The following is a 2,607-nucleotide window of genomic DNA, read 5'->3' as shown; positions in this document are numbered from 1 at the left end:
CTAGGAGCGCCAATAGTGATTACAGAAGGAGTTCACATTCTTAAAGTGCCACTTCACAACATAAGCGATAACTCATTCTTAGTAAGTTCTGGTATGAGAATTGCACAAGTTGTCTGCATTGATACTTTACAATTCGACTGCTATGCACATGACAAGCTCAGCATCACTGGTCGAGGAGATAAAGGATTTGGCAGCACTGGCGTTTAAACTCCTAATATTTTGCCTTCTTCTAATTGAGTTTGAGGTTCAGCTGTTGAATTTGGCAAAGAACTAGTCTCTTCACCTGTTTCATTTATCTCTACTTTACATTCTTCTGTTTGTGATTGAGTAAATGTCTCTTTTTCTATTTCCCTTAAACATATTTTATTTTCTTCTGAGACAAAGACCTCAATATCTCGAATGACACCATTTGATTCTTGCAGTTTAGAAAGAATGAATTCAGATAGAGGATCTTGAACATGGATCTGGATGGTCCTTCGCAAAGGACGTGCACCTAATTCAGGTTCAAATCCCCTTTTTGCTAGAAATTCACGAACTGAATTGGTGTAAGTTAATCTTACACCTCGTGCAAGCACTCTTTGACATAATTTACTCATTTCAAGATCGACGATTTGAAGCAGAGTTTCGTGTGAGAACAGACGGAAGATCAAAGTTTCGTCAATTCTATTGAGGAACTCAATCTTAAAGATCTTTCTAAGAGACGTTTGAATTTGTAATTTCATCACATCATAGTCGAGATGATGATCGCTTGTTGAAAAACCGACTGCAGCAGATTTCTTAATCAGATCAGCACCAACATTAGAAGTCATAATGATGATTGTATTTCTAAAATCTACTTGTCTACCAAAAGAATCGGTTAATCTACCTTCTTCTAAAATTTGAAGAAGTAGATCCATTACATCTCCATGAGCTTTCTCAATTTCATCAAATAGCACAACAGAGTATGGTCTCTGCCGTACACGCTCTGTCAATTGACCACCTTCTTCGTGTCCAACATAACCAGGAGGAGAACCTGTCATTCGACTCACAGCAAATTTTTCCATGTACTCTGACATGTCTACTTGTATGAGAGAGTCTTCTCCACCAAAAAAATTAGACGCAACTTTCTTTGCTAGAAGAGTTTTCCCGAGCCCAGTAGGCCCTAAAAATAAAAAAGATCCTATTGGCCTTTTTGGATCTTTAATATCGGCATAACTTCTCTTGACAGCACGACAAACGGCATCAACAACCTCATCCTGCCCGATAAGTTCATTCGTTATTGATTGTCTCATCCTTGATACAGTCATCCATGCTTCTTCACGGAGACGATAAAGTGGAACTCCAGTTGATTTTGAAACAGCACAAGCGATGGAGTCAGCGTCTACGCAAACCTTAGACTCTTCATCAAGAACTACACCTTCTTGAGCCTTGCTCATCTGCTCTTTCATTTGCTTTTCTGAATCTCGTAACGAAGCAGCTTTCTCGTACTCTTGATTCTGTATTGCTAATTCTTTCTGCCTCTGAATAACTTTCAGCTCTTTTTCGTACTCATATCCAGAAATAGGAGAACGTTCACTAGAGGCAATAATGCGCTGCATTGCACCAGCTTCATCCAATAAATCAATCGCTTTATCCGGAAGATATTTGCCAGGAACGTATCGTTCTGATAGATCAACAGCAGCACGAACAGCCTCTATAGTGTATTCACAACGATGATATTGTTCATATTTGCCTTTAAGACCAAAAATAATTTCAACTGTTTCTTCTATTCCTGGAGGAAGAATCATCATTTTTTGGAAGCGCCTTTCAAGTGCTGCATCCTTTTCGATGTGCTTTCGATATTCATCAGTTGTTGTTGCACCAATACATTGAATCTCACCACGAGAAAGAGCTGGTTTCAAAATGTTAGACGCATCAATTGCACCCTCTGCCGCGCCAGCACCAACAATGATATGAATCTCATCGATGAATATGATTACATTCTTACATCGACGAATTTCCTCCATTACAGCCTTAATTCGCTCTTCGAACTGACCACGATACTTTGTTCCTGCTAACATTAAGGCAAGATCTAAAGCAATCAACCGCTTCTTTACCAGAGGTTCGGGGACCTCATTTTTAGCAATGGCTTGAGCTAAACCCTCCACAATTGCTGTCTTGCCAATTCCAGCTTCACCAACAAGTACAGGATTGTTCTTTCTACGACGGGAAAGAATCAAGATCAAACGTTCTACTTCTTTTTGACGACCAATTACAGGATCCATTTTTCCTGCTTGATACGCTTCGATTAAATCGTAACCATAAGCCTTCAATGCAGGAATCTTTTCTCCTACATGACCAACTCTGGGAGTACCACCTCCGCTCATTGCTTTTCCTTGAGATCCTAGAACGCCAGTTCCTGGAATAGATGATCCGGAAGTTGGGCCAAGGAAACCCAATGAAGGAAGCTGAAGGTTGAAGTTTTCTAATTCTTTTAATAACTCACGAATTAGATCTTTAATCCTAACTCCCAAAGCTTCAAGAACTTGTACAGCAACTCCGTTACTCTGTTTAACAAGGCCTAACAACAAATGTTCTGTACCAACATAGTTGTGATTCAGATTAGAGGCCTCTTCAGTCGCGAACTCG

The 2,607-nt window shown here is 39.8% G+C and carries 1 protein-coding gene and 1 pseudogene; one reads left to right on the top strand and one right to left on the bottom strand.

Annotated features, from left to right (window positions below):
• Nucleotides 1-207 (top strand): annotated as a pseudogene (locus GCCT14_RS04360) (dUTP diphosphatase); the annotation flags it as partial.
• Here GCCT14_RS04360 and GCCT14_RS04355 read toward each other — a convergent pair.
• Nucleotides 204-2,607: ATP-dependent Clp protease ATP-binding subunit (locus GCCT14_RS04355; protein ID WP_108624380.1), on the bottom strand; the 2,404-nt coding region annotated here is incomplete at its 5' end. The pseudogene GCCT14_RS04360 and the gene GCCT14_RS04355 sit on opposite strands and share 4 nt — an antisense overlap.

This window comes from Candidatus Similichlamydia epinepheli (assembly GCF_003056015.1).
The sequence above is the reverse complement of the archived record's forward strand: the minus strand, read 5'-3'. Positions and strand labels throughout refer to the sequence as shown.